Source organism: Alcaligenes sp. DN25 (assembly GCF_023674485.1).
Classification (GTDB): Bacteria; Pseudomonadota; Gammaproteobacteria; order Burkholderiales; family Burkholderiaceae_B; genus Alcaligenes; species Alcaligenes phenolicus.
The window spans coordinates 3232751-3258727 of sequence record NZ_CP098408.1 but is presented as its reverse complement, the minus strand read 5'-3'; the positions used below and the strand labels follow the sequence as shown (position 1 = coordinate 3258727).

The following is a 25977-nucleotide window of genomic DNA, read 5'->3' as shown; positions in this document are numbered from 1 at the left end:
GCGAGGTGTACACTTTTTCCATAAAGTCCTAAAAATAGAACTTTATGACTTTATAGGGAAGGCACTGTTCTGGTGCTGGATGTTTTTATTGTTTGGAGGAGTTTTACGTGAAGATAACCATGCTTGGCACCGGCGCTGCGTTGCCAGATCCCGATCGTGCTCAGTCGTCCATTTTGGTGACGCTGGAGAATGGCAAGAATTATCTGTTTGATTGCGGCGAAGGGTCCACGCGTCAGATGGTGAAGGCCAATATCAATCCAGCCGATGTGCCTTGGGTGTTTTTAAGCCATCTGCACTATGACCACGTTTGCGGTCTGCCTTTTTTTGTACTGTCCAGCTGGGTTTTTAACCGTGAAGGCAAGCTGAAGGTTTTTGGCCCCAAAGGCACGCAGGATTTTGTGGATCATTCCTTCGAGAATGGCGCGTTTCGTGTGGATATTCAGGCTCGTGCGGCTTATCCGGCTCGTCAGAAAAATATTGAAGCGGTACGCCCCGAGGTCTTCGAGGTGGAGCCAGGTCTGATGTACGAGGACGAGGACGTCAAAATCTACATTGATGTGGTGGACCACATTCCTAGCGAAATTACGGACTGCTTTGGTATGCGTATGGAGGCTGAAGGCAAGGTTGTGGCGTTCAGTGGCGACACGGCTCCGTGTGAGTCCATGATTCGCCTGGCGCAGGATGCGGATCTGCTGATACATGAGTGCACTTTTCCGGAGTCTTTCCTGAAGCATCGCGCGCAGTCAGGGGTAGGCACGTTTGCCCATACCAGTCCTTTGCAGTTGGGCGAGATCGCTCGTAAAGCCAATGTGAAGAGTTTAGTGGCCACGCATTTTGGACATTACGACTCCACCAGTCCGGTGATTAAACGTGCGGCGGGCAATCATTTGCCGGTTGATTTGATGGGGCCGGAGCGTCTGGATGAAGTGGCTCGGGATATTCGCAAAAGCTACAAAGGCGATTTGCGTTTGGCAACGGATTTGATGCGCATAGACCTGTAAAAGGCGCGCGGGGGAGACAAGATGCAAGCAATTAAAAAGACGGTGGTGGGCTTGGTGGCTGCGCTTGGTCTGGCTGCGGCAGGTCCGGTCTGGGCGGATTATCCCGATCACCCTGTGCGAGTGGTGATTCCTTACCCTCCAGGAGCGGCGGGTGACATTATTTTCCGTATCTTGCAGCCCGAACTGTCGATGGAGCTGGGGCAGACGGTAATTACGGATTACAAGACCGGCGCGGGCGGCAATATTGGCACGCAGATGGTGGCGCGCTCCAAGCCGGACGGCTACACCTTGCTGTTTTCAGCCACCAATAATTTTGTGATCAATCAGTTCTTGTACAAGAACATGGGTTATGACCCGTTCAAGGATTTGTATGTGATCAACAAGGTGGCGGATGCGGCGGCTTTTGTTTATGTGAATGGAGATTTGCCGGTCAAGAATATGGCTGAATTCCGGGATTATGTTCAGCAGCGCAAAGGGCAGGTGAATTACGGGACGCCAGGAGCAGGCACAACGCCGGAGCTGTCGGCCTGGAAGCTGTCCGAGGCTCTGGAGGGCGACATGCTGGGTATTCATTACCGAGGCTCGGCGCCGGGGATTCAGGCTTTGTTGAGCAATGAAGTGCAGATGTTTGTCAGCAGCTATGGTTTGGGGGCGGCTTTTTTGCCTGAAGGTCGTTTGAAGGCCTTGGCAGTGGCCTTGCCAGAGCGCTTCCCGGCTTTGCCTGATGTCCCCACGATGGAGGAGCTGGGCTACAAGGACGTGGTGATCAGCAACTGGTGGGCGTTGGCTGTTCCTGCCGGGACGGAGACGGAGATCGTGAGCAGGATTGAAGGGGCTTTGGAGAAGGTTCTGGCTGATCCGGCTATTCGCAGCAAGTTGCTGGATCAAGGGTATTTGCTGTCCAAGGTTTCTGCTGAGGAGTTTCGGAAGGGACTGCCTGCGGAGGCGGATTATTGGCACGATATCGTGACTAAGGCTGGGATTAGTTTGGATTGATATGTCGCTTGGGTACAGGGTTGGCTTGATTGGGATTGAGTGTTTTGTCGAGCCTTGTATGCGAGGGCTTGTTTGAAGTGGGAGGGCGCTGGTTTTGACAGGAGGAGGCTTTCTTCTGGACGTGCTGTTTGGGCTTTGCGTGAGGCCGGTGGATAGTTTTCTTGTGGGGCCCGGGTACGGCTTGTCTTGGCGGGTCTCTTGCCCACGCTGCGCGTGGGTACCCTTGTCAGAGTGCTGGGGCGGGCGGGTCGTGAACTCGGAGCGCGGTTTGTCCCCCGGACAAACCGCAAGCGTGCTCCTCAAACAGCACGACCCTTGCATCCCGCCCCAGCACTCTGCCTGCGGCAAGAGCCCTGACTCGCCCGCCAAGCCGTACCCGGGCCCCACAAGAAAACAAGCAACATCGTGTACATAGCCCAAACAGCACTGGAGAGTAGAAATGGTTTGGACTTGTTGAACGGTGGTTTCGTTTTTCTTGGGACGCTTCAGACAGGTTTTGAGCTTGGTTTGAGTACGTGGGTCATAGGCGAGGTGACTGGAGTTGAGGAAAAAGGGGGGGGATTAAGTAGCTTTTTTACGATGCTGGAGGAGGCTTTAAGGTTTTGGGGCGCTACTCTTTTGGCTTTGGCTTTGGCTTTGGCTTTGGCTTTGGCTTTGGCTTTGGTTGTTGTTGTTGTTGTTGTTGTTGTTGTTGTTGTTGTTGTTGTTGTTGTTGTTGTTGTTGTTGTTGTTGTTGTTGGCCACTTCTGGCGCCATAGCTTTCACTCCTTAAACAGGGCGTAAAAGCAGCAAACCTCATATCGCATTGAGCCATTCAGTTGGGCTCTTGAAAAGAAGGGAGCAGAGCAATGTGAGTCTGCTGGTTGGTGCAGGTGTAGTGGTGTTCGGGCGATTCAGAGTACTTGCCGCGGTCAGTTTGGGAATTCGGGATGCAAGCCCTGTGCTGTTTGAGCGGGGCGTTTGTACTTGGTCCGGGGGACCAAGTACCCCGCGAGTTCACAGGGCGCCCGGATTCCCAAACTGACAAGGGCACCGGTGCGTAGCACCGGCAAGTGCTCAGCCCGAACACCACTACACCTGCACTAACCGGCTCCCTGCTCCTGCTCCCTTCTTTGTACGAGCAGCCTTCTCACCAACCGTTGAGTCCTTACCCCAAAGCAACTCACGAAGAAAGCCTGCTCTCAGTAATCCCCTCGAACCTATACAGCCTCAAAAAAAACAGCCCCTGAAACCAGGGGCTGTAATTCCAACAATTACTGATCAGAACGAATATTGTTATCCCGCACAATCTGCTCCCAGCGAGCGTTACGCTGCTGCACCCATTGGGCTGGAGAAACCTTGGACGAGTCGTAGGCTTGAATATCCAGCATCCGCAAAGTCTCGGCGGTGGACGGACGCTTCACGATATCGCTGAGTAAATCGTTCCATGCCTTGATCTTCTCTGGAGGCGAACCCTTGGTGGTGAAAACCAGATACGAGAAGCTCTCGTTAAAGTTTTCCAATCCAGGCAGCTTTGCTTCGGCCAAAGTAGGAACCTCAGGCAGTAAAGGATTGCGCTTGCCGCCAGAAGTCGCCAAGGGAGTCAGCAAACCTTCCTTGATCGGACCCAAGACACCGGCAATCGTCAGAAAGCCGCTGTCCAGACGCTCGCCATACATATCATTGACCACAGCGCTATTGCTGCGATACGGAATGTGATCCAGCTTGATACCGCTATCCTGCGTCAAGGCCGACATCATCAAATGCCCAGGCGAACCCATACCGGCCGAGCCGTAATTCATGGGCTTGGCGCGGGCACGCTCCAGAAACTCGGCAGGCGTTGTGATGCCGGTCTTGCTGGGAACCACCAGAACCTGGTCAAAAGTACCCAGCAAAGACACCAGGTCCAGGGACTCCCCGATCTTGAACTTGCTGTTGACGTAAATATGCGGATTGGCTGTAGCAACCGTATCCAGTGTCAGCAGCAAGGTATTGCCATCCGGCTTGGCCCGGCCCACCGCCTCTGCAGCAATCGTACCGGCTGCACCCGCCCGGTTCTCCACCACAATCGTCTGGCCGGTGGTTTCAGTGGCTTCGCGGGCCAACATGCGACCCAGGACATCTAGCGGGCCTCCTGCCACGGAGCTGACCACAATGGTGGCCACCTCGGCACTCTGGACTGGCGTAGCCAAAGGTAAGATCAGCGCACAAATGCTTACTTTGCGCAGCAAGGAAAGGGTGGGCATAGATGTCTCCAGATAGAGGTAATTAACAGTGTTCAGCTCACGCTATCGCCAAAGGCAAGGGACTGGTTTCGCTGTGAGCCATCATGGTATCGATCAATTGGCACAAAAGCGTTGTTTTTAACGCTTGCGCGTCAGGTTCATTCCACAAATTATGTTGTTCCAGCGGATCGGCTTGCAGATCGTACAGCTCGCCAATTTGACCGCCTTCATACAGGCTCAGACGGTGCTGCTGCGTGACCAGCGAACGCAGCTTGGTGCGAATGGGCGTATTGAACAGCTTGCGCTGGTTTTCTTCTTCGATCAGTACGCCTTTGCGCCATTCCACAGGCTCCTTGTGCATCACTTTCAGCAAGGAGCGACCCTGGATGCCGTTGTAGGGCAGCTGGCCGGCACGTTCCAGCACCGTAGGCGCGACGTCAATGGTAGAGCAGACCGCCTCACTTGTGCCTTGAGTTTTCGCATCCTTGGGGTCAAACCAGATAAAGGGGCTGCGAATAATGCTTTGATAATGCACAGGGCCCTTCAGCATTAATTGATGGTCGCCCATGAAGTCGCCATGATCACTCATGAAAATGACGATGGTGTTTTCTGCCTGACCAGTGCGCTCCAGATGGTCCAGAATGCGCCCGATCTCGGCATCAATATGCGTGATGGAACCGTAGTTCAGCGCAATCGCCTCGCGGGCCTCGCGCTCGGAACAGGCAAACAGCGTAGGAGTGTGCTTGATGGCTTTGCCTTCATCGCGCAGCTGATGCAGCAATTGCAGATGGGCAGGCAGGGGATGCGGACCCAGGTGGAAGGAGTCGGGCAGGCTGACCTCTTCAGGCTTGTACATATCCCAGTACTGACCGTGCGGAGTGAAGGGATGATGCGGGTCCGGGAAGGAGCACTGAATAAAGAAGGGCTGTTGTTCCTGGGCATATTTGTCCAGCACAGCGCGGGTCCGTTCACCAATCCAGGCCGTGGTGCTGTACTCTTCTGGCACACGGGTACGCCAGGCCTGGCCAATGCGGCTTAACTCGTAGTCCGGAGTCGGGATGGCGTTTTCAGGGCCGGACAGGGCGGCGATTTCAGGATGTTCATCCTGCAGCCAGCGGCCATAGTCGCCCCAGACCTGATCGCCGTGATCAATGGCCAGGTCCACGTGCTCGTAGCCGTAAAAAGGTAGCTGAACACCGTGATCGGCGCGATCGCGCCACCATTGGCCACATTCCTGGCCGTAATCGTTGGTAGGCAGAGGAGGGCGAGCTTCTCCCTTGGTCGGAGGATCATCCGGCCGTGGGTAGAGCGGGGGCGTATCCGTTATATTTTGCAGGTGCGCCTTGCCGACCAAGGCTGTGCTCCAGCCTGCCTGGCGCAGTACATCGACAAAGGTGCTGGAATCCAGTGGCAGGGGCACACCATTGTGACGGGCGCCGTGCACCGAGGGCATGCGACCTGTCATCAGGGACGCACGGTTGGGCATACAGATGGGGGTGGCGACGTAAAATCGGTCAGCACTCCAACCACGAGCGGCTAACGCATCTAGATTAGGCGTTTTAACTTCTTTATTGCCGTAACAAGCCAAATGGTCTGCGCGGAGTTGATCCGCAATGATCAATAAAAAATTGGGTACTGACTGAGACATGAAGTGCCTATTTTGTAGCTTTGGGTATCCCCATTATGGAAGCAGTAGCCATAATGTTAAATTGAATAACTTGCAGGTATATATACCTCTTTCATATAGGTAAGTCATGAGCTGGAGTGAACGCATTCGCTTGAAGCATCTGCAGGTTTTAATTCGTTTGTGCGAAGAAAAAAGCATGAGCGATGTGGCCCGGCAGTCCAATATGACTCAGCCTGCCTTGTCAAAATGGCTCAAGGATTTTGAAGACAATATAGGCATGCCCTTGTTCGAGCGTCATGCTCGCGGCATTGAGCCTTTGCCAGCCGCCCTGGCGCTGGTTTCCCAGGCCCAGGGGGTGTTGAATCGCCTTGACCGCATGAATGCAACTCTGGAGCAATACAGGCAGGGTTTTCGCCAGCAATTTACTTTGGGTATTTCGCCTATGGTGGCTGCGGTTTATTTGCCGCAGTTGCTGGTGTATTTGCACGAGCGCGATCCACAATGCCATATCCGTATTCAGGAAGGCACGCTGGATATTTTGAGCCGTAATCTGGAACAGGGCGAACTGGATCTGGTCATTGGCCGTGTAGATGAAGCAGGCCGTAACCCGGCGATGGCGTATTTGCCTTTGGGTATGGTGCCTTTGGGGGTAGCGGCTTGCCGCAAGCATCCTTTGGCACAGCAAGATGAAGTGACCTGGGAGCAGACGTTGGAGTATCCCTGGATATTGCCACCACGAAACAGCCCGATGCGGCGCAGTTTTGAACTGGGCCTGGATGCCAAGGGCTTGCCGTATCCCACCTGCGCCATTGAGTCCGCCTACGCACACACCAATGCCCGTGTGGCAGTCAATAGCGACTTTTTAGTGCCCATGACACGCAGCATGGTGCCGGTCTACCCGGAGCTGTGTATCTTGAACCTGGACTGGAGCGACCCGCGCTTGCATGGTCAGTTGGGTCTGTTGTGGCGCCCGCAGGATTCGGGCGAACCGATGTTGGAAGAGGTAATTAGCTGGATGAGTAAGCAACCTCAAGTGGTGTGATTGTAAGTCGGGGTCAGCGCGGGCGGACCCTGAAAGAACTGACAGCTTGTTTTTCAAACTCATGTAACTAAAAATTGCCGTTATGTTACTTTGTTTCTTCTTAGCGAATTGATTGATGGGAACAATTCTGGAAGGCTGGAAAAACTTGCAAGCGATCAGTATTAGCTCGGTGCGCGACACACTGAGCGGGAAATATCATTCTCGTGACTTCATTCATGCCCGAATGGAGTATTTGCGCAGCCGTGTCATTCTGGTCGGCTTGTTATTTGCTTTGCTGACCCCCCTTTGGACTTTGATGGACTGGCTGGTCTTGCCCAGCTGGCCCGCGCATTTGATGGCGATACGGGTTTTAAGCCTGGGGGGACTGATCTTGTGTGTATGGCTGGCTTTTAATGGCCACCAGCGCATTACCCGCATTTATGTTTTAAGCGGCCTGGTCTTTATTTTGCCGGCCTCTTTTTACGCCTATATGCTGCTGACCCTGTCCGGGGCCGGCCAGTACGTTGTACTGGGGTATGGCTTTATTCCTTTTCTGTTGGTGGCCACCTTAAGCATTTTTCCTTTCACTTTGCTGGAATCAGCCTTGGTGGGGGGCGCGTTAATTGCTTTGCAGGTTTTGGCCAGTGTCAGTTCGGGAACCTGGCTAAGCATGAAAGGTTTACAGGATCTTTGGCTTTTGACAGCCTTGCTGGTCGTCGCTTTAACAGCCAATTATTTTCACCTGGGGCTTTTGCTGCGTTTATATCGGCAAGCCACACACGATACCTTGACCGGCTTGTTGAACCGGGGCGCGATTAGCCGTCAGCTGGGACAGGGACCAGTGCATGAAAGGCTGCATGTGCTGATGGTGGATCTGGATCATTTCAAGCAGATCAACGATACCCACGGTCACTCGGTAGGGGATGACGTGCTGACGCGTACTGCCTCTTTATTCAAGGCGCAGCTGGGGCCGGATGATCTGGCGGCCCGTTATGGTGGCGAGGAGTTTGTGCTGATACTGGCCGGACGTAGTGATGCGCAGGCCTTGAGTTTTGCCGATCTGCTTTTGAGCCAGGTACAGGCACAAACCTTTTATAACCACGACCGCGAGGCTTTTCAGATTACGGCCAGTATGGGTTTGGCGGTATGCCAGCCCGGTCAGGTGATTGAGGATGTCCTGATGCAGGCTGACCAGCGCTTGTATCAAGCCAAGCGCGCTGGTCGTAACCAGGTGGTAGCGAGGGATTAAGCCTGCCGGGTGAAGCACAAGGAAACGGGGCCTGGAGCGTGTACCGCTCCAGGCCCCGTTTTCTATTGACGGCTTAGTAGCGCAGGGTTTGGCTATCCTGGCTGGCCTTGTCGATGTCCTGAGCGCTGATGGCATCGCTCTTGCACTTGAAGGCAGCAAACATCTCCAACTGATCCGAGTGATGGGCGCTGGCTTCGCCTTCAGGATTGATGAAACCGCTTTGACCGGGAGCCATAACCGAGCACATGCGCACGCCGGTGGGGTCCAGCACATACTGGAATCGGGCGCTGCCGGTGTTCAGATAAGGCATGATGCGGCGCTCGTGTGCAGGGTCAGACCAAGGCACCCCAATCGCATTGCGTGCGGCGAACAGCATGGATACGGCAGGAGCACGCCATTGCTGGGCTTGTGCACCCTGTGATTTCTGTAGCGAGGCAGCAGCTTGCTCCAGTGCGTCCAGCACCAGTTCCTGGGCCGGGCGACCTTGCAGGAAATCAATTGTTTGTGGCACACCAGCAGCCGGGCCCTGAATGGCATTCCAGATCAGCTTGGCGGCCGCAGCGGGCTGGGCACTGCGCGGATCATCCATGGCCGGGTACAGGCTTTGTGTGTAGGTGTTGTAGACGCTGTCAGGCAAACGACCTTTCAGGAATACGGGCACTGCGGCTTGCATCCAGGCCTGCATCACGGCTGGGGCGCTGCCTTCGTACTGTTTGCCATTGCTGGCCACGTGCAGCTTGTAGTCCCAGCCTTTCAGTTGTTCGGCAGCCTGACGTGCCAGTGCACTGGCACGTGGCAGCTTGGCAGCTTCCTGGATGATGGGGGCGAAGTAGCGCGCATTCAGATCAGAGCGGGCACCCAGTGAGTCAATGCCCCAGATTTCTTCGTCACTCAGGCGCTGCTTGGCCTGTAGCGGTGCCAGCAGTTCCTGCACACGGTCCACATAGGAGAAGTTGGAGTTGTCTGCCAGCAAGGCACCGTAGGCCTTGTTGTTCCAGCTGGCGATATAGCCTTGCTGCGGGTTCAGCACTTTGGGGTTGTGATCAAAGCTCAGGAAGCCTTGCCATTCCATACTGCCGTCGCCCGCTGCAGGGAACTGGATCGCCTGATTGGCTGGGCGCTTGGGCAAGAGGCCCAGGGCTGCCGCACCGATATTGTTCTGGGTGTCGGCATAGAACCAGGTAATGGAAGCGCTGACGCGCGAGGCCTGAGCCATGAATTGATCCCAGTTCTTGGCCTTGGCCGCATGGGCCCAACCCAGCAAGGTTTCAATTTCCCGGCCTTCCCAGGTGCGACGGTTGGCGTAGGCGGTGTTGTTCTTTTTGTCCCAACTGCTGACATAACCTTGAGCTGCGCGGTAAACGTCCAGCGTCACATCGTCCTGACCACGCACCTTGATGCGTACCTGCTTGTGCTCCATGGGGTGCCAGGCATTGTTGTACCAGTAACTATGCGGGTCACCGTCTTTCAAGCGCAATTGGTAGACGTCATTGGTGTCCAGTGAACCCACGGTGGAGCCCCAGGCAATCTGGCCATTGGTGCCGAACAAAATAGCGGGCAGAGCAACGGCCGTGCTGCCGGTCAGGTCGTAGCCCGCACCGTGCAGGCCGACGCTATAGGTAATGGACGGCGTGTACCAGCCTTGTTGCGGGCCGTTGTACAGCACGGCATGACCGTGGCTTGTCTTTTCGGGGCCCAGCAACCAGGCATTGCTGGCAGTAGGTGTGCCTGCGGCCACGGTGGGGCCCAAGGCCACGGCTTGCTTGTGCAGGTAGTCCTGCGCCGCTTGTGCGGACAGAGCCTGCAAATGCGTAGGCAAATCGGCCAGCGCTGCCTTGGTGTCAGGCTGCGGAATAATGGTGGGGGCAGTCGGGTCGTTCAGCCAGCGTAGTTGTTTGTAAAGCTGTTCGCCACGTTCCGCGCCCTGGTCTGCTTTCAGGGTTTCCAGCAGACTCAGGTTGGCCACTTCGGCCGTGCCAGCAAAGAAGCGGTTCAGAATCAGGCCCACCCAGACCATGGCAATGTCTTCAGGCTGCCACTCAGAAGGCTCAAACCCTTTGTCCAGAAACTCCTTGGGCATCAAGGTGTCGCGCTGGGCTTTCACCTCGCGAACGCGTTGGGTGAAACCAGCGGCATAGCCCTCGAACATGGCGCGGTCCTCTTGGGACAGAGCGGCCAATTGCTTGCGGATAGAGTCCGGATCGATATTGTTGTGAGTGACTTTATCCAGCTCCAGGAAGTCCGGTCCCAGAACTTCTGCCACGGTTCCCCAGCCAGAGCGCTTGGCAATTTCCATCTGGTATAGACGGTCTGTAGCCACGGCATAGGCATAGCCATAGAACAGGCCATAAGTGCTGTCGGCATAGATATGAGGAGTGCCGTAGCTGTCGCGCTTGATGGTGACGCTGCGCTCACTTAAGGGGGCGCTGGCACAGGCGGCCAGCAAGACGCTGGTGGTCAACACGCCAAGAGTCAGTCGGGATGGAAAGCGACGGGGAAAAGTCAAAATCTTGTCTCCAAAAGAATAGCCTGGAAGGCTACGTTTTTTTATCTCTTGAGAATATAACGTCAAAATTCTTTAGGCATTGATATTTCCAAGTGAAACCTTATGGAGGATTTCCCCAGTAGAAGCGGGGTTTGGGAACGAAACTTGCTAGTTCTTTGGTGAACACATTTATTGGGGAGCCTTGTTATGGAACGCATTATTGCGGCGGAATTCGATACGTTTGATCAGGCCCAACAAGCTGCGAGAGTCCTGCAGGGGCTGGGCTTGGAAAGTCAGGATCTGCAGATTTTCTACCTTAAACCAGGAGGTCAGCATGCGCAGTATCCGATTGGAGGTGACAGAACTTTGGACAAGGCTGCCCGAGGAGGTGGTTTGGGTGCCATCCTGGGTGTCGTTCTAGGGGCCGTCTTGGGGATCGCCTTGGGCTGGTGGTTATTGAGCATGACAAGCTGGCCTCAGCTGCTGTTGCTTGCCTTTGCGGCCTTGGGGGCTTACATCGGCGCCATGGTGGGCGGCATCGTGAAGCTGGGTGGCCATAAGCCTGAAAAAGAGCCTTTAAATCGTGTTTCGGGTGTCATGTTGGCGGCGCGTCTGGGGTCGGCCGAGGAAGCGGTACTGGTGCGTGAGTTGCAGCGCAATGGGGGCTACGCGATTGAATGGGCCAACGGCAATTGGAGTGATGGCCAATGGCAGGACTTCAACCCAACGCGCACCCCTCAGTTATACGATTTACCCTCGGCGGGGCAGAAAGTTCACGAGACTCGCAGTGGCTGATTGCCACTTTGGTGCGGTGACTTCAGAGCAGTAGCTCATAAGCCTTTCTAGCATTTTTAGCCGTTTGCTTCCCCTTTGCCGGATATGATGGAGCAGTTTATGAAAACCATGATTCGGCGCGTGCAGGAACCAGGCGGGGTGGTTGCGTTTTAATCTTTGGGCTTATTAAGTGTAGTCACTGTATATCGGTAGTTATCTTCTTTTCAGGCTATCTACTTTTTCTGCTCATTTCTTCTTGATCTCCTTGCTGCAACGGCTTTCTGCCTGGCTTGTTGTGTTTTATGTTTAAAGTGTTCAAGGGTATATCCCTAGGTCTTGGCCGATTTACTCCAAAAAATACCATGTGTACACTTTAAATCACTAAAACAAGACAAGTTGCTGAGTCGTGTTTCGCCTCACAAGCCCACGGAGAAGACAATGAACAAGACATTTGCAGGGGTAGCACTGGCAGGAACGATGATGTTGCAAACCTTGGGGGCCACCGCTGCCGCCGAGGGGGTGATCAAGATCGGGGAGCTGAACAGCTATAAATCCCAGCCCGCGTTTTTGGGGCCCTATCGAAACGGGATGGAGCTGGCGGTTGAGCAGATCAATCAGGCCGGGGGAATTCACGGCAAGCAGCTGCAATTGATCATCAAGGATGACAACTCCAATCCCGGCGATGCGGTACGTGCGGCCGAGGAATTGATCTCGCGTGAAAAAGTGGATGTGCTGACCGGGACCTTCCTGTCCAATATCGGTCTGGCCATTACCGACTTTGCCAAACACAAAAAAGTATTCTTTCTGGCCAGCGAGCCGTTGACCGACAAGATCGTCTGGGCCGATGGCAACCGCTACACCTTCCGCCTGCGGAACTCTACCTATATGCAGGTAGCCATGCTGGTGCCCGAAGCCGTCAAGCTGAACAAGAAGCGCTGGGCGATTGTGTATCCCAACTACGAGTATGGACAGTCCGCCGTGGCCACTTTCAAGACCTTGATGAAAGAAGCCCAGCCCGATATTGAATTTGTGGCTGAACAGGCTACCCCGCTGGGCAAGGTCGATGCCGGTGCCGTGGTGCAGGCTTTGTCCGAAGCCAAGCCTGATGCGGTCTTTAACGTACTGTTTGCGTCCGACCTGGCTCGTCTGGTTCGTGCCGGTAATCAGCGCCAGTTCTTCAGTCCCGCCTTGCCGGTGGTCAGCATGTTGACGGGCGAGCCGGAGTACCTGGACCCCTTGGGTGAAGAAACGCCGGAAGGCTGGATTGTGACGGGCTACCCCTGGTACGCCATCGACACGCCCGAGCACAATGCCTTCCTGAAAGCCTATCAGGACAAGTACAAAGAGCACCCTCGCCTGGGCACGATTATTGGTTACAGCACGATTGTGTCGATTGCCGCCGGTATTGAAAAAGCCGGTTCTACCGACACGGAAGCCATGATCAAAGCCTTCCGTGGTCTGGATGTGGTCACACCTTTTGGCCCCATTACTTACCGTACGCAAGATCAGCAATCCACCCAGGGGGCGTATGTGGGTGTGCTGGCCAAACAAGACGGCAAGGGCATCATGACCAATATCCGTTACGCCGATGGCAAAGATGTACAGCCTACGGATGAGCAAGTCAGCCAGTGGCGTCCTGCCGCGGCCAATCAATAATTCCAGGAACGCAGTATTTCGTAGATCGGCGCACCGTCTGGTGCGCCACTTCTGACGCGAGGCAGTAATGGCCTTATCGGGTTTATGGGTGCAGTTCCTTAACGGGCTGGCCGAGGCATCGTCTTTGTTCCTGGTGGCGGCGGGTTTGTCCCTGATCTTCGGGGTGACACGCATCGTCAACTTTGCACACGGTTCCCTGTATATGCTGGGCATCTACATGGCGTACTCCACCGTGCAGTTCATGGGGGGCTCGGCGCTGGGGTTCTGGGCAGGCTTGATTGTGGCGGCCTTGCTGGTCGGCGCTTTGGGAGCCGTGCTGGAGATCGTGCTGCTGCGGCGTATTTATAAAGCGCCCGAGCTGTTCCAGTTATTGGCCACTTTTGCCCTGGTGCTGGTGATCAATGACGGGGCCTTGGCCGTGTGGGGGCCGGAAGATCTGCTGGGACCGTTGGCTCCGGGTTTGAACGGTTCTATTTCCATTGCAGGTCGCTTCTTTCCAGTCTATGACCTGGTGCTGATCGTGATCGGTCCGGTGGTGCTGGGCTTGCTGTGGCTCTTGCTGACCCGTACCCGATGGGGTGTGCTGGTGCGCGCCGCGACCCACGACAGACAAATGCTGGGTGCGCTGGGTGTGAATCAGGCCTGGTTGTTTACGGGTGTGTTTGCCTTGGGTGCCTTCCTGGCGGGTTTGGGTGGTGCTGTGCAATTGCCGCGTCAGCCCGCCAATCTGCTGCTGGACTTGAGCGTGATTGGGGATGCCTTTGTGATTGTGGTGGTCGGTGGCATGGGCTCCATCCCCGGTGCTTACGTGGCTGCGCTGATCGTCGCTGAATTGAAGGCCCTGTGTATTGCGCTGGGCACGGTCACCTTCTTTGGTGTGGACTTTGCCTTTCCGAAGTTGACGCTGGTGGTGGAATTCATCTTCATGGCCGTGGTGCTGGTGTTCCGGCCTTGGGGCTTGTTTGGACGTGCTCAAGCCGTCAGCCGTAACTCGGCCCCTATCGAAGCGCCTCTTCGTGCTGGTAGTGGAGCGTTCCAGGTCATGGTGCTGGTAGTTCTGGGTGTGATGGCGGCCTTGCCTTTGATGAGCGACTGGTTCCCGTATGCGCCCGTGCTGGCTCTGGATATTCTGGTTTTGTCCCTGTTCTCCTTGAGCCTGCATTTCATGATGGGGCCAGGGGGCATGAACTCCTTTGGTCATGCTGCTTACTTTGGTCTAGGCGCTTATGCGGCTGCTCTGTTGTTCAAAGCGGCGGCCTTGTCCATGGGCTGGTCCCTGGTACTGGCTCCAGCTGTCGCAGGCTTGGGTGCGCTGATCTTTGGCTGGTTCTGCGTGCGTCTGTCCGGTGTTTACTTGGCCATGCTGACTTTGGCTTTCGCACAGATTATCTGGTCGATTGTGTATCAGTGGGACAGCTTTACGGGTGGCTCCAATGGCGTGGTCGGTATCTGGCCTGCGGAGTGGCTGTCGGGTGATCGCTACTATTACTTTGCCTTGCTGCTGGTGGTGGCAGCGGCCTTCCTGTTGCGTCGCATCTTGTTCTCCCCCTTTGGTTACGCCATGCGTGCCAGCCGGGACTCGGCCTTGCGGGCCGAGGCCATTGGTATCCCCGTCAAGCGCGTGCAGTGGCTGACCTTTATTCTGGCAGGTACGTTTGCCGGTCTGGCCGGTGCCTTGTTTGTCTTTTCCAAAGGTAGCGTCTCGCCTGAAGTGATTGCAGTGAACAAGTCCGTGGATGGCTTGGTCATGGTCTTGCTGGGTGGTTTGCAAACTCTGGTTGGGCCAGTGGTGGGTGCAGCCGTATTCACGTTGCTGCAGGACTTCTTCCTGGGCATTACACAGTATTGGCGCGCCTTGTTTGGTGGCGTGATTCTGCTGCTGGTTCTGGCTTTCCCGCAGGGTATTGCCGGCTTTTTCAAACGCTGGGCACATCGCCGCGTAGCACCGGAGGCATCGTCATGAGTTTGCTGCAAGTACGAGGTCTTAAAAAAGCGTTTGGCGGCAATCTTGCCGTAGACGGTATCGAGTTTGATGTGCAGGCCGGAGAGTTCCTGGCCCTGATCGGCCCCAATGGGGCTGGCAAAACCACCACCTTCAATATGGTGGGCGGGCAATTGACGCCTACAGCCGGGTCAGTGCGTTTGGGCGATCAGGAACTGGTAGGGCTGGCCCCGCGCAAGATTGCTGCCTTGGGGGTGGGCCGTACCTTTCAGATTGCCGCAACTTTTGCGTCCCTGACGGTGGTGGAAAACGTGCAGATGGCCTTGCTGGCTCATCAGAAAAAACTGTTTTCCTTCTGGCGTCGGGCGGCTCAGTTCGAACGGGCTCGTGCGCTGGATTTGCTCGATCAAGTAGGCATGCTGGCGCAGGCCGAACGGCCTTGCAGCGAGCTGGCTTACGGGGACGTGAAGCGGGTGGAGCTGGCGATTGCGTTGGCCAACGACCCCCGTCTTTTGCTGATGGACGAACCCACGGCAGGCATGGCACCCAAAGAGCGTAATGAGCTGATGCGCCTGACCAAAAAACTGGTGATCGAACGCAATATGGGTGTGCTGTTTACCGAGCACAGCATGGACGTGGTGTTCGAGCACTCGGACCGCATGTTGGTGCTGGCCCGTGGTCGGCTGGTGGCAGAAGGGGATGCAGACTATATTCGTCAGCATCCCAAGGTGCAGGAGGTGTACTTTGGCACAGGCAAAACATTCGAGAATAAGGAGCCAGCATGACGCAAGATTTAGTAGCCGGTTCTGAGCGAGTTGCCACAGGCGTGGCCGACAAGCAGCCTTTGCTAAGTGTGGATGGCTTGAATGCCTGGTACGGTGCCGCGCATATCTTGTTTGACCTGTCACTGAACGTGCAACGTGGTGAAGTGGTCGCCTTGATGGGGCGTAACGGCGCGGGCAAGTCCACTACCTTGAAATCCATTATGGGTTTGATGGAGCGCTGCGACGGTCACATTGAATTCATGGGCCAGGCCATTCACGACAAGCAGCCCTTTGAAATCGCACGTGCGGGTTTGGGCTTTGTGCCCGAAGACCGGCGTATCTTTACCGACCTGAGCGTCACGGAAAATCTGGAGGTGGGACGTCAGCCAGCACGGCGCTGGCCCGATGGTACAGCAGCTCCGCACTGGCAGCCCGAGCGCTTGTACAGCTTGTTTCCGAATCTGGGTCAAATGCAGGACAGGCCCGGTGGGCAGATGAGCGGGGGCGAGCAACAAATGCTGACCGTCGCGCGCACCTTGATGGGCAATCCTTATCTGGTCTTGCTGGACGAACCATCCGAGGGCGTGGCTCCCGTGATTGTGGAGCAGATGGTGCACATGATTCTGGAGCTGAAGCAGGCCGGAGTCAGCATCTTGCTGTCCGAGCAGAATTTGCATTTTGCCGAGCTGGTGTCGGATCGGGCTTATGTGCTGGAAAAGGGGCAAATACGGTACAGTGGCGCCATGCAGGAATTAAGTGCCAACGAGCAAGTGCGGCGCACTTACCTGTCCGTCTAACTTTGGGCCTCCCAGTAATGGAGGCCAGACCGGCTTCAGGAGAACACCATGGCAGATGCAAGTCCCAATCCTCAGGCAGTGATTGATTTCTGGATTGAATCAGGGCCAGAGAAATGGTTTCGCAAGTCCGATGACTTTGACCGGGAATTTCGCGAACGGTTTTTGGATTGGCACGAACGTGCGGCCAAGGGCGAGCTGGATGATTGGGCACAGACGGCAGAAGGAGCCTATGCCTTGCTGATTCTGCTGGATCAGTTTCCGCGCAACTCTTTTCGCAATACCACGCGCATGTATGCGACCGATGAGAAGGGGTTGGCGATTGCCAAGGAAATGGTGGCCAAGGGGCTGGATAAACAGATTCCGGTGGAGCGTCGGGTGTTTTGCTACTTGCCGTATTCCCATGCAGAGAACCTGGCCGATCAGCAAGAGGCCGTGCGTCTGAATCAGGAAATTGGCCGTCCCTGGCTGGACCACGCTGAGGAGCATCTGGATGTGGTGGAGCGCTTTGGGCGCTTCCCGCACCGTAATTCGATCCTGGGGCGTACTACGACTGCGGAGGAGCAGAAGTTCCTGGAGGCTGGTGGTTTTTCCGGCTGATGGGTTTTGAGTCCGGGCCAGGCTGGGATCTTGGGCTTGGCCTGGGCCAAGTCTGAAGGCGATGCACCATAAAACAGAGGCGGCCAAGTGAAAACTTGAAGCCGCCTTTGTTTCGTTTGCCGCGCGTCCAAACACTCTCTGCGGACACCCCCCGTCTACAAGTGTCCCTTCTGTTCCCTGATGGTCGCAATCTTGTCTTTCAGTCCTGTCCAGGCCGGTTTGTCCGGAGCAAAACGCGCTCGCATATAGTTCAGCAAATCTTCCATCTGCTCGTCATTCATGCTGTTCTTGAAACCGGGCATGGAGCCCAGAGCAGGCTGTGCCGGACGGGTAATGCCGTGCATCAATACCTGAATCGTATTGTCCGGATGCTCGCTGTGCAGATTGCTGTTCAAGGCCAGGGACGGGCGGGCACCAAATAGCACCGGCCCACCGCGCGGGTCGTGACAGACAGCACAAGCGCCGTTGAACAGGTTTTCACCCGGCATCAACATCACTTCCTTATTGCTGCGGCTGTTCTGCTCCAAAAGCGCGGCCTGGGCGGCGTGCGTTTGTTCTTGTTCGCTCTTGACCGGGTTCAGGCTGCTTAGATAATGCGCCATGGCGCGGACGTCGGACTCAGGCAGCTCTGCCAGGCCTGCTACTACCGGTCCCATTGGTCCTGCTGCTACGCCATGTCGGGGCGAATAGCCGGTACGCAAGTACTGGTACAGCTCCTGTTCTGTCCAGGGAATGGGGGCTTTGGACAAGCTATTGAGTGCAGGCGCTTCCCAGTTGTCCGCAAAACCACCGGCCAGGAAATTCGCTTCACCCCCTTTCTCGGCACCCAGCATATTGCGCGGGCTATGGCAGGCGGCACAGTGGCCGCTGCTATTGACCAGATAGGCTCCCCGGTTCCACTGCACAGTTTGCGTGGGGTCCGGCACGTAGGCATTCGGATCACGGTGAAACAGCAGGTTCCAGCCCGCTACCAAAGGCCGCATATTCATGGGGAAGGGCAGTTTGGTTTCAGGCACTTCGGATTTCGCCGGCTCTTGCGTCATCAAGTAGGCGTACAGGGACTGCATGTCCTCATCGCTGATCTTGGCAAAGGCCGTGTAAGGGAAGGCCGGGTAAAGGTGGCGACCGTCCTGATGAATACCTTCGCGCATGGCGCGTTCAAAGGCTTTGTAGCTCCAGCTGCCTATGCCGGTTTCCTTGTCCGGGGTGATGTTGGTGGTATAGATCGTGCCAAAAGGCGTATCCAAACCCAGACCGCCCGCATTGGGTGTGCCGCCTTCAGCAGTGTGGCAGACCATGCAGTCGCCCGCAATCGCAACCAGGCGGCCGCGTTCGATGGCAAGCTCTGAAAAGATGGAGGTATCCACCTGGCCGACCGGTGCAATGGCAGGTCGCCAGGGCAGGGCACTCAAGACTGTGCCGGTGGCGACCGCGGCCAAGGCACCCCACCAGGCTTTGCGTTTTTTGCTGCTGCCTGTCTTATCGGCCTGATAGCCCAGTGCCAAAGACTGTTCGCTAAAAGGCGCGCTGGTCAGACGTATGCCACTGGCATTGAAAATTGCATTGGCAATGGCGGCAGCGGCAGGCAGTTCCACGCCCTGATTCCAGGCCAAAGGCTGGCCTACAGCAGACTCCCGTTTGACCAGCTGAACGGCTGGCTTGTCGGCTGTTTCTTTGACGGGGCTGTCGCTATGACCTTCACCGCCTTTGCCCACGCCGTTGTTTAGCAGTTGCTGCGCCCAACGACTCAGTCGGTCGGCCAAGGCAGGCGTGGACTCCGTGGCCTGCTCGGGAGTGCCCAGCTCGGTGCTGTCGTGGCCAATGGTCAGCTTGTCTATGCTGAGTGTGCCTTGGCGGGTATCGACGCTAACATCCACGGCCCAGGCGGACCACTGCTCGCGTGCCGCTTGCCCGGGGACGTGTTCAACAATATGGCTGTAGGCCAGCCCGCGACCCTTGCGTAAAGGGCCTTGATGGGCGGGCAAGGGTTCGGACCAGTCCGACTGTTCGGCAACCCGTTGCAGCAGATCTCGACCTTGGGGACTACTGACTTGTTCCAGTCGTGCCGCCAAGGGGTCCAGTCCCAGGCTGTGGCAGTCTTGATCGAACTGCGACTCTTGAGCAAAGATCGTGGCCTGGGCCAAGCTGTCGGGGTCGCTGCTGGCGGCTGCGCCATCATAGTTAGGTGTAGGGGCGGAGAAGTAATCGTTTTTTACGGCCGGGCCGCTGCTGGGCAAACCTGGCTGACCGCAAAGAATGGCCGCCAGAGAAGGGCGCGCACCGGACAAGGTATTCAGTTGCCAGCGGGTGGCCCGCAAATGGGCATTCAGATCGTTTGGCTCTGCAGTGCCTTTAAAGACACTCAGGCGAATGATGTCTGCACTGTGGCTGGCACGAACTTGTACGGCCTGGGGGCGCCCAAAGGCCATGACTGCCGCATCCATGGCACAGTCGTAAGCATCGGCCTGATTGCCGGCAATATCCTGCAAATGGATCTGTTCGCTGGGCAGGCCGCTCAAGGCTTGCAGCTCAATCAGCAGGGCCGCGGGGCGCTGCGTATGCGCCCAAACATAAAGCTGTTTGTCGTGATAACAGGCACGGGCCCAGGCAGTTTCCTGATGCTCGGCGGCAGATTGCCATTCATAGCTTTGATCGGGGGTGCTAAGCGTAGCAGCAACATCCTCATTCGCTGGAAGCGTAGCCTGGTTTGCCGCTACGGGCGTAGCCCAACGTGCATCCAGCAAAGCAGCGCCTTGCTGAGCCTGCTCGGCTTGCACCGCCAGCACACCCAGAAAATTGCCCATACGCACACAGGCCACGACACCAGGCACTTGCAGGGCGGCCTGCTGGTTTACGGTCTGTAATTCAGCACCCAGATACTGCCCGTTTTCGTAGGACCAGTAAGGAGGGCGTACAACAGCGCCATGCAGCAGGCTGGTGCCATCAGGCAGTTCCGGCCACAACGCTCGGGAAAGGTCTTGTACTGAATGACTCATGGCCTAGCCTTTGCGACGCGTACAGCGGCTTGCATGATTTCTACGTGCGTGCCGCAACGGCACAGGTTATAGCGCAGCTCGTCCCGAATTTGCTCTTCGGTGGCTTGCGGATTGCGTTCTAGCAGGGCCTGCACGGTCATGACCATGCCATTGAGGCAATAGCCGCATTGTGCGGCCTGGCAGTCAATAAATGCCTGCTGAACATCATTAGGCTGGCCGTTCCGGGCCAAGCCTTCCAAGGTAGTGATCTGGCGGTTTTCTACCAGGCTGACAGGCACAACACAGGAGCGGGCGGCCACACCATCGACCAGCACCGTACAGGCGCCACATTCACCCAGGCCACAGCCGAATTTGGGGCCATTCAGTTCCAGGTCGTTACGCAATACATAAAGCAGCGGCGTATCGGGTTCCACCTCGATGATGTGGGTCTCTTGATTGACCCGCAAAGTATGCGGGCGAGTACAAGGGTTCATGGGTTTCACCTTTGGTAGATCGCACCTTGTTGTCGGACAGCGTGTGCGGTGCTTTTATCAGCTCGGTATTGATATGCTTAAATTAAGTGTATACACTTTAATTTATCGAGTAAATAGATTCTACTACTCCCTTGAGGTATCAATCAAAGCCCTCCTGGGAAGGCGTTCGAAATTCGGTCTAATCTTATTTAATATAGGGTTTACACTGATTATTAAGCCCTTGATTTTCTCTTTATAGTAGTTGCGATAAATGGGTTGAAGCGCACGGCATTTGTTTTTATTAGGGCGTGTACGCTAGTAATCAATGTTTTGCCAGGGGGCGTTTCAGGCAGGTTTTCAGGGGTGGATCCCTGATGGCCGGTTTCCAGCCCCTTATATCAAGCCCAGCCAGGAGAGTGTGATGTCTTACGATGCGCCGCGCCACCAGCAGCAAGACTTGCTCAGGGCGTCTGGCACCTTGCTGATTTTAGCGGCACCGGCGCGGCCTCCCAAGCCTTCGCCCGGCCAGCCCGGCGTGGTGTCCGAGTATTTGCAGGCGCACGACGATGTCTTTGTCGCCGTGTCCGAACAGGGCTGGGTGCGCGCTTTTAATGGGCACGTGGATCTGGGTACCGGCATTCAAACTGCACTGAGTCAGATTGTGGCCGACGAGCTGGATGTGCCCATGGCACGCGTGCAAATGGTGCTGGGTCATACCGATGCGGTGCCCAATCAAGGCCCCACCATCGCCAGTGCTTCGATTCAGATTCATGCTGTACCGCTGCGCAAGGCGGCGGCTCAGGCACGTCAATTGCTGCTGGCACAAGCCGCAGAACGCTGGGCACTGCCTGCCGATCAATTACGCGTGGAAGACGGCACCATCATTGCCCCGGACGGGCGCAGCCTGACTTACTGGAAACTGCTGGAGGGTCTGGAACTGCGGGCCTATCTGGATAAAGAAACTCCCACCAAACCGGCCGAACAATTGCGCATTGTAGGGACAGCCCAGGCGCGTGTCGATATTCCGGGCAAGGTCGCAGGGCAGTGGGTGTATGTGCACGATGTGCGCGTGCCCGGTATGTTGCATGGCCGCGTTGTGCGTCCTCCTTATATAGGGCGTGATAGCGGCGACTTCATCGGTCGCAGTCTGGAGTCCGTGGACGAGGAGTCCATCCGTCATATTGGCGACGATGTGCGAGTCGTGGTGATTGGCGACTTTATTGGTGTGGTCGCGCGTCGTGAAGAACACGCCATGCGTGCTGCCCGCGAATTGAAAGTGCGCTGGAAAGCGATTCCTCCGCTGGAGGATATGAGCAATCTGGAGCAGCTGATTCGTCGTCAGCCCATGACAGAGCGTTTGCTGGCCGATAAAGGGCCGGATTTTGACGAGCTGCCGCCAGAAGGCAAACGCTTGAAGCGTAGCTATGTCTGGCCTTTTCAACTCCATGCCTCTATTGGTCCGTCTTGCGCGGTGGCGGACTATCAGCCCGGTCATAGCCGGATCTGGTCAGGCTCGCAGAACCCGCATATGTTGCGCGTTCATTTGAGCCAGTTGCTGGACGAGGACGAGGCCGGTCTGGAGATCATCCGTCACGAAGCGGCCGGTTGCTATGGCCGTAATTGTGCTGACGATGTGTGTGCGGATGCCTTGCTCTTGTCCCAAGCCGTAGGTGCGCCGGTGCGTGTGCAACTGACGCGAGAACAAGAGCACGGCTGGGAGCCTAAAGGCGCTGCTCAGTTGATGGATGTCGAAGGCTCCATTGATGCCCAAGGGCAACTGCGTCATTACGATTTTGTGACCCATTACCCCTCCAACGATGCGCCGAACCTGGCGCTCTTGCTGACGGGGCGGGAGTCGGCGGCCCCCCGTCAGTTGGAAATGGGGGATCGCACGGCAGTACCGCCTTACAGCTATCCCAAGCAGCGCATTGTGTGTCAGGACATGCCCGCGATTGTGCGCGCTTCCTGGTTGCGCGGCGTGTCGGCCATGCCCAACTCTTTTGCGCATGACTGCTTTCTGGATGAGCTGGCAGTGGAAGCGGGTGTGGACCCCTTGACCTATCGCCTGCGTTATCTGGATCAGGATGAACGTGCTCAGGAGCTGCTGCAGGCGGTGGCGGATAAGGGGCACTGGCAGATTGGGCAGCGTGGTTCGCGCGGGCAGCCGGATGAGCAGGGCTATTTGTATGGCCGTGGTCTGTCGTATGCCCGTTATATACACAGCAAGTTCCCTGGTTTCGGGGCGGCCTGGTCAGCCTGGTTACTGGATTTGCGGGTCCATATAGAAACGGGCGTGATCGACGTGCAGAAGATTTATGTGGGTCAGGATACCGGGCAGATGGTGAACCCGGCCGGTGTGCGCCACCAGATTCACGGGAATGTGATTCAGTCCTTGAGCCGCACGTTGTATGAACAGGTGCGCTTTAACGCACAGGGCGTGGTCAGTGCGGAGTGGGGCGCCTATCCCATCGTTGATTTCCCACGTATCCCGCCCATAGAGGTGATTTTGATGGACAGGCAGTCCGAGCCGCCTATGGGGTCGGGCGAATCCGCCTCCGTACCCTGTGCCTCGGCCATTGCCAATGCTTTGTTTGATGCAACTGGCCGACGTTTTCGGCAGGTGCCTTTTACACCGGATGTGGTCCGGGCCGCGCTGGCTGCTACGACTCAAATGGCCTAGGCAGCAGCAGTTTTCATGGGTCGGGCTTAGGGCCTGACGGTTTCAATCCAAGGACAGATTAATGAGTACCTTTCTTTACGGCGGCCATGTTCATGCCAATGGCATTCGTCAGCATTACTTGCGTTACGGTGGTTCCAGCGAGGGTCGCGATCAGCGCCCAGCCGTCATCATTGTTCCTGGTATCACCAGTCCGGCTGTGACCTGGGGCTTTGTGGGCGAGCAGTTCGGCAAGCACTTTGATACCTACATTCAGGACGTACGTGGTCGCGGTTTGAGCGAAGCGGCTGAAGGTATGGATTACAGCCTGGATGCGCAGGCGGATGACTTGATCGCACTGGCTCAGGCGCTGGGCCTGAAGGACTACATCGTGGTCGGTCACTCCATGGGTGCCCGCATTGGTTTGCGTGCCGCTCACAAGAACAGCGATGGCCTGAACCGTCTGGTGATGGTTGATCCGCCAGTGTCCGGCCCAGGTCGTCGCGCTTATCCCTCCAAGTTGCCCTGGTACGTGGATTCCATGGCGATGGCTCGCAAAGGCTGCACCGCAGAAGACATGCGTGCCTTTTGCCCGACCTGGACCGAAGAGCAATTGCAATTGCGTGCCCAGTGGCTGCACACCTGCCATGAGCCTGCGATTCTGGCCAGCTTTGAGGGCTTTCATACCGACGATATTCATGTCGACTTCCCGCATTTGACCGTGCCTGCCTTGCTAATGACAGCCGAGCGTGGTGACGTGGTGCGTGACGAGGATGTGGCCGAGATTCAGCAGCTGGCCCCTGGCGTTCAGCACGTTCGCGTGCCTGATGCCGGTCACATGATTCCTTGGGATAACGAAGCAGGCTTTTACGAAGCTTTCGGTGACTTCCTGGGCCAGCGCTTGGTGTGATGTTGAAAGGGCCGCATGGGCGGCCCGTCGTGATGCAAAGGTTCCGCGTCAGTGTCGGAACCTTTCACAAGGAGAGACAAGATGGCAGTTAGTGATTACCAACTTATCGAGGCATGGCAAGAAGTGCTACGCCTGTCCAAGCTGCAGGCCGGTCAAACCGTGACCTTGCTGACCAGCTCGACCACGCATCCGCAAACCATGCAGTGTGCGCAGATTGCTGCTCAGTCCATGGGTGCGATTGTGAATCGCCTGGACTTGTTGCCGGTCAACGCGGAAAAAGCCTTGAGCCGTGACTCGCTGGCCTACCTGGGTACGACCCCGCTGACGGGTAACGAAGCAGCGATTGCAGCCCTGAAGGCCAGTGATCTGGTGCTGGACTTGATGACCCTGTTGTTCTCGCCCGAGCAGATCGACATTCTGAAGTCGGGTACCAAGATCTTGCTGGCGGTGGAGCCACCAGAAATTCTGGTTCGCACGGTGCCAACGGAGGCGGATCGTGCGCGTGTGACGGCAGCCGCAGCCCTGATCAAGGCTGCCAAGGAAATGAGCATTACGTCTCCTGCTGGCACCAACTTGCGTTGCCCGCTGGGTGAGTTCCCCGCGATTCGTGAATACGGTTTTGTAGATGAGCCCGGTCGTTGGGACCACTGGCCTAGCGGTTTTGTGCTGACCTGGCCGAACGAGCTGGGCACTAACGGCACCATCGTGATCGACAAGGGCGACATCCTGTTGCCACAGAAGAAATACTCTACCGAGCAGATCATTCTGACCGTGGAAAACGGCTATGCCACCAAGATTGAAGGTGGTATCGAAGCCGAGCTGCTGGACGAATACATGAAGACCTTCAACGATCCCGAAGGTTATGCCATTTCCCACATTGGTTGGGGTTTGCAGCCACGCGCTCACTGGTCCACCTTGGGTCTGTACTCGCGTGAGAACACCATTGGCATGGATGCGCGTGCGTTCGAGGGTAACTTCCTGTTCTCCCTGGGCCCGAACAATGAAGCTGGCGGCAAGCGCACAACCGCATGCCACATTGATATTCCTTTGCGCAATTGCACGGTCAGCCTGGATGGCCGCGCTGTCGTGCGTGACGGCAAAGTACTGGACGGAGGCGTTGGTGAGTACGAATGAAGGAGCGGTGTACGCTCAACAAGGTTTTGGGTCGACGCTGGAGCCTAAAGCTCCTTACGGCTTGTTGATTATTGATCTGGTGAATGGCTTTGCGGATCCTGCCGTGTTTGGTGGCGGCAATATTCCTGAAGCTATCGAGAACACACAGAAGCTGTTGGCAACGGCGCGTGAACAGGGCTGGCCGGTGGCTCATACGCGTATCGTGTACGCCGATGATGGCGCTGATAACAACATCTTCAGCATTAAAGTCCCCGGCATGCTGGGTCTGATCGAAGATGCGCACAACAGCCACATTGTGCCGGAATTGGCTCCTGCGCCCGGTGAGTTCATCGTTCGCAAGAATGTGCCTTCGGCGTTTTTCGGTACGCCCTTGGCGGCTTGGTTGACCCAGCGTGGTGTGCAAACACTGCTGGTTGCTGGCGCCGTGACCAGCGGTTGTGTGCGTTCCAGCGTGGTCGATGCGATGCAACTGGGTTTCCGTCCCTTGGTGGTATCGGATTGCGTGGGTGACCGTGCGATTGGCCCTCACGAGGCGAACCTGTTCGATATGCGTCAGAAGTACGCCACCGTGGCAACGCGTGAAGAAGCGATGAAGTTGATCGGACTTTGATCGAGCGAGTATCGGTGGTCTGCCGCTTGGGGGCAGGCTGTCGGACTTGTGCCCCTGGGAGTCGAACGACTCTCGGGGGCTTTTTTATAGTTGCTGTTCAGGTCCG

General features: G+C 56.4%; 20 protein-coding genes. 15 read left to right on the top strand and 5 right to left on the bottom strand.

Going from position 1 to position 25977, the window contains the following annotated elements:
* Positions 1 to 107 precede the first annotated feature (107 nt).
* The 3 genes from NBV64_RS15145 to NBV64_RS15135 all read left to right on the top strand — a co-directional run bounded on the left by NBV64_RS15145 (position 108) and on the right by NBV64_RS15135 (position 2780).
* Entirely contained in the window at positions 108 to 1001 is an 894-nt protein-coding gene (locus tag NBV64_RS15145; protein WP_250756057.1) for an MBL fold metallo-hydrolase, read from the top strand.
* 21 nt (positions 1002 to 1022) lie between these two features.
* Positions 1023 to 1997 (top strand): Bug family tripartite tricarboxylate transporter substrate binding protein, encoded by a 975-nt coding sequence (locus tag NBV64_RS15140; RefSeq protein WP_250756056.1) that lies wholly within the window; start codon positions 1023 to 1025, stop codon positions 1995 to 1997.
* 444 nt (positions 1998 to 2441) lie between these two features.
* On the top strand, positions 2442 to 2780 hold the full coding sequence (locus NBV64_RS15135; protein ID WP_250756055.1) for a hypothetical protein: 339 nt from the start codon (positions 2442 to 2444) through the stop codon (positions 2778 to 2780).
* A gap of 470 nt (positions 2781 to 3250) precedes the next feature.
* On the opposite strand, the gene NBV64_RS15130 is transcribed toward NBV64_RS15135, so the two are convergent.
* On the bottom strand, positions 3251 to 4222 hold the full coding sequence (locus tag NBV64_RS15130) for a Bug family tripartite tricarboxylate transporter substrate binding protein (RefSeq protein WP_009464013.1): 972 nt from the start codon (positions 4220 to 4222) through the stop codon (positions 3251 to 3253).
* Positions 4223 to 4259: 37 nt separating this feature from the next.
* Entirely contained in the window at positions 4260 to 5849 is a 1590-nt protein-coding gene (locus NBV64_RS15125; RefSeq protein ID WP_031232491.1) for a sulfatase family protein, read from the bottom strand.
* Between the two features lie 106 nt (positions 5850 to 5955).
* Here NBV64_RS15125 and NBV64_RS15120 point away from each other — a divergent pair, with 106 nt between their 5' ends.
* Complete coding sequence (locus NBV64_RS15120) at positions 5956 to 6870, top strand: LysR family transcriptional regulator (protein ID WP_009464011.1); 915 nt, start codon at positions 5956 to 5958, stop codon at positions 6868 to 6870.
* 115 nt (positions 6871 to 6985) lie between these two features.
* The gene (locus NBV64_RS15115; protein ID WP_009464009.1) at positions 6986 to 8098 is read left to right on the top strand and encodes a GGDEF domain-containing protein; all 1113 of its coding nucleotides are present in this window, start codon (positions 6986 to 6988) and stop codon (positions 8096 to 8098) included.
* Positions 8099 to 8171: 73 nt separating this feature from the next.
* Here the strand turns inward: NBV64_RS15115 and NBV64_RS15110 are convergent, their stop codons facing one another.
* On the bottom strand, positions 8172 to 10604 hold the full coding sequence (locus tag NBV64_RS15110; protein WP_250756054.1) for a penicillin acylase family protein: 2433 nt from the start codon (positions 10602 to 10604) through the stop codon (positions 8172 to 8174).
* A 186-nt stretch (positions 10605 to 10790) separates the two neighbouring features.
* Between NBV64_RS15110 and NBV64_RS15105 the strand changes: the two genes are divergently transcribed.
* The 6 genes from NBV64_RS15105 (at position 10791) to NBV64_RS15080 (ending at position 17113) form a co-directional block, all read left to right on the top strand.
* Positions 10791 to 11378 carry a hypothetical protein gene (locus NBV64_RS15105; protein WP_009464005.1) on the top strand — a complete coding sequence of 196 codons (588 nt, stop codon included), beginning with the start codon at positions 10791 to 10793 and terminating at the stop codon, positions 11376 to 11378.
* A gap of 417 nt (positions 11379 to 11795) precedes the next feature.
* Positions 11796 to 13013, top strand: a complete 1218-nt coding sequence (locus NBV64_RS15100; protein ID WP_035273686.1) for an ABC transporter substrate-binding protein — start codon at positions 11796 to 11798, stop codon at positions 13011 to 13013.
* A gap of 67 nt (positions 13014 to 13080) precedes the next feature.
* Positions 13081 to 14976 carry an ABC transporter permease gene (locus NBV64_RS15095; protein WP_250756053.1) on the top strand — a complete coding sequence of 632 codons (1896 nt, stop codon included), beginning with the start codon at positions 13081 to 13083 and terminating at the stop codon, positions 14974 to 14976.
* Positions 14973 to 15740 carry an ABC transporter ATP-binding protein gene (locus NBV64_RS15090; protein ID WP_035273692.1) on the top strand — a complete coding sequence of 256 codons (768 nt, stop codon included), beginning with the start codon at positions 14973 to 14975 and terminating at the stop codon, positions 15738 to 15740. Before NBV64_RS15095 ends, NBV64_RS15090 begins: the two co-directional genes overlap by 4 nt.
* The gene (locus tag NBV64_RS15085) at positions 15737 to 16516 is read left to right on the top strand and encodes an ABC transporter ATP-binding protein (RefSeq protein WP_250756052.1); all 780 of its coding nucleotides are present in this window, start codon (positions 15737 to 15739) and stop codon (positions 16514 to 16516) included. Before NBV64_RS15090 ends, NBV64_RS15085 begins: the two co-directional genes overlap by 4 nt.
* Positions 16517 to 16564: 48 nt before the next feature.
* Entirely contained in the window at positions 16565 to 17113 is a 549-nt protein-coding gene (locus NBV64_RS15080) for a DUF924 family protein (protein ID WP_009463991.1), read from the top strand.
* 155 nt (positions 17114 to 17268) lie between these two features.
* Here NBV64_RS15080 and NBV64_RS15075 read toward each other — a convergent pair whose 3' ends face one another.
* Positions 17269 to 20109, bottom strand: coding sequence for a c-type cytochrome (locus NBV64_RS15075; protein ID WP_250756051.1), 2841 nt, complete (start codon positions 20107 to 20109; stop codon positions 17269 to 17271).
* Positions 20106 to 20582 carry a (2Fe-2S)-binding protein gene (locus NBV64_RS15070; RefSeq protein WP_009463902.1) on the bottom strand — a complete coding sequence of 159 codons (477 nt, stop codon included), beginning with the start codon at positions 20580 to 20582 and terminating at the stop codon, positions 20106 to 20108. Before NBV64_RS15070 ends, NBV64_RS15075 begins: the two co-directional genes overlap by 4 nt.
* A gap of 400 nt (positions 20583 to 20982) precedes the next feature.
* Between NBV64_RS15070 and NBV64_RS15065 the strand changes: the two genes are divergently transcribed.
* The 4 genes from NBV64_RS15065 to NBV64_RS15050 all read left to right on the top strand — a co-directional run bounded on the left by NBV64_RS15065 (position 20983) and on the right by NBV64_RS15050 (position 25871).
* Complete coding sequence (locus tag NBV64_RS15065; protein ID WP_250756050.1) at positions 20983 to 23241, top strand: xanthine dehydrogenase family protein molybdopterin-binding subunit; 2259 nt, start codon at positions 20983 to 20985, stop codon at positions 23239 to 23241.
* 61 nt (positions 23242 to 23302) lie between these two features.
* Entirely contained in the window at positions 23303 to 24127 is an 825-nt protein-coding gene (locus NBV64_RS15060) for an alpha/beta fold hydrolase (RefSeq protein WP_115634365.1), read from the top strand.
* An 81-nt stretch (positions 24128 to 24208) separates the two neighbouring features.
* Positions 24209 to 25261 carry a 2,5-dihydroxypyridine 5,6-dioxygenase NicX family protein gene (locus NBV64_RS15055; RefSeq protein ID WP_045931261.1) on the top strand — a complete coding sequence of 351 codons (1053 nt, stop codon included), beginning with the start codon at positions 24209 to 24211 and terminating at the stop codon, positions 25259 to 25261.
* A 7-nt stretch (positions 25262 to 25268) separates the two neighbouring features.
* The gene (locus tag NBV64_RS15050) at positions 25269 to 25871 is read left to right on the top strand and encodes an N-carbamoylsarcosine amidohydrolase (protein ID WP_425541759.1); all 603 of its coding nucleotides are present in this window, start codon (positions 25269 to 25271) and stop codon (positions 25869 to 25871) included.
* Positions 25872 to 25977: the final 106 nt, after the last annotated feature.

What these genes read in the sequence shown, in the direction of transcription:
- NBV64_RS15125 (WP_031232491.1), bottom strand. Translation starts at nt 5,849, where the DNA reads ATGTCTCAGTCAGTACCCAATTTTTTATTGATCATTGCGGATCAACTC.
- NBV64_RS15095 (WP_250756053.1), top strand. Translation starts at nt 13,081, where the DNA reads ATGGCCTTATCGGGTTTATGGGTGCAGTTCCTTAACGGGCTGGCCGAG.
- NBV64_RS15100 (WP_035273686.1), top strand. Translation starts at nt 11,796, where the DNA reads ATGAACAAGACATTTGCAGGGGTAGCACTGGCAGGAACGATGATGTTG.
- NBV64_RS15055 (WP_045931261.1), top strand. Translation starts at nt 24,209, where the DNA reads ATGGCAGTTAGTGATTACCAACTTATCGAGGCATGGCAAGAAGTGCTA.
- NBV64_RS15130 (WP_009464013.1), bottom strand. Translation starts at nt 4,222, where the DNA reads ATGCCCACCCTTTCCTTGCTGCGCAAAGTAAGCATTTGTGCGCTGATC.
- NBV64_RS15105 (WP_009464005.1), top strand. Translation starts at nt 10,791, where the DNA reads ATGGAACGCATTATTGCGGCGGAATTCGATACGTTTGATCAGGCCCAA.
- NBV64_RS15080 (WP_009463991.1), top strand. Translation starts at nt 16,565, where the DNA reads ATGGCAGATGCAAGTCCCAATCCTCAGGCAGTGATTGATTTCTGGATT.
- NBV64_RS15065 (WP_250756050.1), top strand. Translation starts at nt 20,983, where the DNA reads ATGTCTTACGATGCGCCGCGCCACCAGCAGCAAGACTTGCTCAGGGCG.
- NBV64_RS15090 (WP_035273692.1), top strand. Translation starts at nt 14,973, where the DNA reads ATGAGTTTGCTGCAAGTACGAGGTCTTAAAAAAGCGTTTGGCGGCAAT.
- NBV64_RS15070 (WP_009463902.1), bottom strand. Translation starts at nt 20,582, where the DNA reads ATGAACCCTTGTACTCGCCCGCATACTTTGCGGGTCAATCAAGAGACC.
- NBV64_RS15140 (WP_250756056.1), top strand. Translation starts at nt 1,023, where the DNA reads ATGCAAGCAATTAAAAAGACGGTGGTGGGCTTGGTGGCTGCGCTTGGT.
- NBV64_RS15120 (WP_009464011.1), top strand. Translation starts at nt 5,956, where the DNA reads ATGAGCTGGAGTGAACGCATTCGCTTGAAGCATCTGCAGGTTTTAATT.
- NBV64_RS15085 (WP_250756052.1), top strand. Translation starts at nt 15,737, where the DNA reads ATGACGCAAGATTTAGTAGCCGGTTCTGAGCGAGTTGCCACAGGCGTG.
- NBV64_RS15060 (WP_115634365.1), top strand. Translation starts at nt 23,303, where the DNA reads ATGAGTACCTTTCTTTACGGCGGCCATGTTCATGCCAATGGCATTCGT.
- NBV64_RS15075 (WP_250756051.1), bottom strand. Translation starts at nt 20,109, where the DNA reads ATGAGTCATTCAGTACAAGACCTTTCCCGAGCGTTGTGGCCGGAACTG.
- NBV64_RS15115 (WP_009464009.1), top strand. Translation starts at nt 6,986, where the DNA reads ATGGGAACAATTCTGGAAGGCTGGAAAAACTTGCAAGCGATCAGTATT.